Below are 4,570 nucleotides of genomic sequence, written 5' to 3'. Positions count from 1 at the left end.
CGCTTCTACGAAGGCACCGTCCAGGACATCACCGAGCGCAAGCAGCACGAGGAGAAGATCCGCCTGCTGGCCACCGTGTTCGCCAGCGTCGCCGACGGCATCCTGATCGCCGGTCCGGAACTGTTCGTGCAGGCGGCGAACCCCGCCTACATCGCCATGACCGCCTTCGAGATGGAGGAGCTGGTCGGCCAGCCGCTGACGCTGTTCCACCATGGTGCCCACGAGCGCAGCTTCATCGCCGGCATCTGGGACACCGCGGCCAAGACCGGGCGTTGGCAGGGCGAGGTGACCAGCTTCCGCCGCAACGGCGAGAGCTTCGCGGCGTCGCTCGCCGTCACCGCGGTACGGGCGCCGAACGGCGTGCTGGAGCACTATGTGCTGACGATCGCCGACATCAGCCAGCGCAAGTACCAGGAGCACCAGATCCGCTATCAGGCGAGCTTCGACCGCCTGACCGACCTGCCGAACCGCTGGCTGGTCTGCGAGCGGCTGGAGGACGCCATCGCGCGCGCCCAGCGGGCGCAGACCAAGGTGGCGGTCACCTTCATCGACCTCAACCGCTTCAAGCAGGTGAACGACACGCTGGGCCATCAGGCCGGCGACGAGCTGCTGAAGCTGGTGGCGCGGCGGCTGCGCAACTGCACGCGCGTCGCCGACACGGTGGGCCGCCTGGGCGGCGACGAGTTCCTGGTGGTGGCGCCCGACGCCGCCGACCGCGCGGCCGGCGCCCGGCTGGCCGAGAAGATCCTGTACTCCATGAGCGAGCCGTTCCTGGTGCACGGGCAGGAGATCTACTGCGGCGGCGCCATCGGCATCGCCTTCTTCCCCGACGACGGCGATTCCGCGGACCAGCTCCTGCGCAACGCCGACCTCGCCATGTACCACGCCAAGCGCAACCCGGAGCACGCCTTCGCCTTCTACGACCAGGGCATGCGGGAGCAGACCGGCTTCCACTTAGGGATGGAGGCGGACCTGCGCCGCGCCATCACGCACGGCGAGTTCGAGCTGGTCTACCAGCCCAAGGTCGATCTGGCGGAGCGCAGCATCGTCGGTGCCGAGGCGCTGATCCGCTGGCGGCACCCGACGCGCGGCACCGTCTCCCCGGCCGAGTTCATCCCGTTCGCCGAGGACACCGGCATGATCTGGGAGATCGGCGCCTGGACGCTGTACTCCGCCGCGCAGTCGCTGGCGGAGTGGATCGGCCAGGGGCTGAACGTCGGCGTGGTGTCGGTGAACCTGTCGCCGCGGCAGTTCCAGGACGCCCGGCTGGTCGGCTTCGTGCGCTCGGTCATCGAATCGGCGGGCATCCCGCCGGAAAGGCTGGAGCTGGAGCTGACCGAAGGCGCGATGATCGGCGACATCGAGAAGGCGGTGGCGATCCTCAACGGGCTGAAGGACATCGGCGTCAAGCTGTCGATCGACGACTTCGGCACGGGGTACTCGTCGCTGGCCTACCTGAAGCGCTTCCCCATCGACACGCTGAAGATCGACCGCAGCTTCGTGCGCGACATCGTGAAGTCGAGCACCGATCCGGCCATCGTCGGCACCATCGTGAACCTCGCGGACTCCCTGGGCTTTGCGACCATTGCCGAGGGCGTGGAGACCAACGAGCAGGCCGAGATGCTGAAGCAGCAGCGCTGCCACCAGATCCAGGGCTACCTGATCAGCCGGCCGCTGGCGGTCGAGGCGTTCGAGACGTTCGTGCGGGAGACGATGGGGGAGGAGTAAATCTCCCTCTCCCGCCTCTCGCGCTGGCGTAGCCAGCGCTGACGGCGTCAGGCGGATCAAAGATCCGCCGAGAGCCCCGGGAGAGGGTGGCCGCGCAGCGGCCGGGTGAGGGTACCGGCAAGGATCCTTGGATTTACCCTCACCCTCCCGCGCTATGCGCGGGCCCCTCCCTCTCCCGGGGCGGGAGAGGGAACTGGCGCTTCCCCATGGAAGGCGTACCGCCCGCCCCCCGCCGCCTTGCAGCGGTACAGCGCCTCGTCAGCGTCGCGCAGCAGCAGGTCGGGGCTGCCGCCGCCTTCCCGGCCCAGCGCGATGCCGATGCTCACCCCGATGGTCAGCGCCCTACCGTCCACCTCGTAGGGCTCCGACAGCGCGGCGATGATCTTCGCCGCCAGCGTCGCCGCGTCCTCGGGCGAGGAGACGTCGAGCTGCAGGATGGCGAACTCGTCGCCGCCGACGCGCGCCACCACGTCGCTGCGCCGGGTGATCGCCTGCAGGCGCCTGGCCACCTGCTTCAGCACCGCGTCGCCCATGCTGTGGCCGTGCGTGTCGTTCACCGGCTTGAAGCGGTCGAGGTCGAGCATGTGCAGCGCCAGGCCGCCGCCGGGCCCGCCGCTGCGCTGCGGCAGCAGCGCCACCGCGCCGGACAGGCGGTGCACCAGCATCTCGCGGTTGGCCAGCTCGGTCAGGTAGTCGTGGAAGGCCTTGTGCCGGTACTCCTCGGCGTTGACCTCCTCGGAGATGTCCTGCAGCACGCCGCGCAGCATCAGTCCGCTGCCGCGCTCGCGCGGGTCAGCGCGCAGCATGAGGCGGGCGGTCCAGCGGCGGCCGTCCGGGCGCTCCATCCGCACCACCTCGCCGACCAGCTGGCCGGGCGCCCGGCGCGCCTCGTCGAGGGCGGCGGAGAAGGTGCCGCGGTCGGCCTCCACCACCAGATGGCGCAGGTGCGCCATGGTGTGCGGCGCCGCGCTGTGGCTGCCGGTGAGCACGCCGGCGTTGCCGTCGACGCCCAGCGCGTCGGCGTCGATGTCCCACTCGAAGCCGGTGGAGCGGGTGATGCGCTGGATGCGCGCCAGCCAGCCGGCGCGGTGGCGCAGCGCCGCCACCTCCTGCTTCTGCTGGATCAGCAGCCACAGGTCGGCGGCGAAGGCGCCGAGCGCCGCCACGTCGTCTTGCGCGTAGTCGTCCGGCTTGTTGCCGACGCCGAGGATGAAGCGGACCGAACGCCCCTCCACCAGCGGCACGTTCATGTGCCGCACGAGGCGGGCGTGTCCCTCCGGCAGGCCGCGCTTGTGCTCCAGCGCCTCGTAGTCGTTGTGCACCACGGGCGCCCGGGTGCGCAGGCAGTCCACCCAGACGCCGGCCTTCGACACCGGGTAGTGGCGGTCGGTCCACGCGGCGCAGACCGCCCGGGTCGAGGCCGACCAGGTGACCAGCTCCAGCGTTTCCTGGTCGTCGTTGACGAAGTGGAAGTAGCCGATGGTGCTGCCGGTCAGGCGGACCGCCAGCTCCAGTCCGTGCTGGATCGCGTCGTTGGCCCCGAGCGTGGCGGAGCCTCGCCACAGCTCGGCAAGGGCGCGGGACAGCGAGGCGTCGGTTGCCCGGTCCATGCGCGGCACTCCTGCCTATCAGGAAACAATCATACGCCGTTTCCGGATGCTTGAACACGGCGGTGCCGTGCGCCCTTCGGTCGCAAGCCGCCGCCCTCTCGACTCTTCCGCCGCCATCCGCCAAGTTAGCCGCCCAAGGGAGAGGGACACATGACCGACCAGAACTCTGTCACCGCCGGCGCAGAGACGCCCGTTGCCGACGCCCCCGCCGGGGAGCCGCTGTATCTGGTGGACGGGTCCGGGTTCATCTTCCGCGCCTTCCACGCCATCCCGATCCTCACCCGGCCGGACGGCACGCCGGTGAACGCGGTGATGGGCTTCGCCAACATGCTGACCAAGCTGCTGGCCGACCTGCACGCGCAGGCCGTGGCGGTGGTGTTCGATTCCAAGCGCGAGACCTTCCGCTCCGAGATCTACCCGCTCTACAAGGCGCAGCGTCCCGAACCGCCGGAGGAGCTGAAGCCGCAGTTCGCGCTGATCCGCGAGGCGACCGACGCCTTCTGCCTGCCCTGCCTGGAGCTGGAGGGGTTCGAGGCCGACGACCTGATCGCCACCTACGCCCGCCTCGCCGTCGAGGCCGGGCGCGAGGTGACCATCGTCTCCTCCGACAAGGACCTGATGCAGCTGGTGCGCCCGGGCGTGCGCATGCTCGACCCGCTGAAGAACCGGATGATCGGGCCGGACGAGGTGTTCGAGAAGTTCGGCGTGATGCCCGACAAGGTGGTGGACGTGCAGGCGCTGGCCGGCGACAGCGTCGACAACGTACCGGGCGTGCCGGGCATCGGCGTCAAGACCGCCGCCCAGCTGATCACCGAGTACGGCGACCTGGAGACGCTGCTGGAGCGCGCCGGCGAGATCAAGCAGCCGGCGCGGCGCCAGAAGCTGATCGACAACGCCGACCTGGCGCGCGTCTCCAAGCGCCTGGTGATGCTCGACCAGAACGTGCCGGTGCCGAAGCCCATCGAGGCGCTGAAGGTCCGCGAACCCGATCACGGCAAGCTGCTGACCTTCCTGCGGGCGCAGGGGTTCCGCAGCATCGTCACGCGGCTGGAGAACGAGATCGCCAGGGACGGGACGGTGGCGGACGGGGCGCATGCGGGCGGGACACGTGCCCCCACCCCCGTCCCCTCCCCCGCTTCGCAGGGGAGGGGGGAAACGGCACCCTCCCCTGCGCCAGCTCTCGCGCAAGCTTCGCTTGCGCTGACGCGGCAGGCGGGTCCTTTGGACCCGCC

3 protein-coding genes are annotated in these 4,570 nt (G+C 70.2%); 2 read left to right on the top strand and 1 reads right to left on the bottom strand.

All coding sequences use genetic code 11. From position 1 onward, the window contains the following. On the top strand, window positions 1-1,728 hold a 1,728-nt coding region (locus TSO221_RS32475), incomplete at its 5' end, for a GGDEF and EAL domain-containing protein (RefSeq protein ID WP_109122607.1). Window positions 1,729-1,880: 152 nt separating this feature from the next. Here the strand turns inward: TSO221_RS32475 and TSO221_RS32470 are convergent. Then, window positions 1,881-3,338 carry a diguanylate cyclase gene (locus TSO221_RS32470; protein WP_109122606.1) on the bottom strand — a complete coding sequence of 486 codons (1,458 nt, stop codon included), beginning with the start codon at window positions 3,336-3,338 and terminating at the stop codon, window positions 1,881-1,883. A gap of 150 nt (window positions 3,339-3,488) precedes the next feature. Here TSO221_RS32470 and TSO221_RS32465 point away from each other — a divergent pair. Further along, window positions 3,489-4,570 (top strand): 5'-3' exonuclease H3TH domain-containing protein (locus TSO221_RS32465; protein WP_282187860.1); only part of this gene is annotated, 1,082 nt, incomplete at its 3' end.

Source organism: Azospirillum sp. TSO22-1 (genome assembly GCF_003116015.1).
Classification (GTDB): Bacteria; Pseudomonadota; Alphaproteobacteria; order Azospirillales; family Azospirillaceae; genus Azospirillum.
This window is presented reverse-complemented; position numbering and strand designations above follow the sequence as displayed.

Excerpts from the sequence above, each read along its gene's own strand:
- TSO221_RS32470 (WP_109122606.1), bottom strand. The coding sequence starts at position 3,338 with ATGGACCGGGCAACCGACGCCTCGCTGTCCCGCGCCCTTGCCGAGCTG.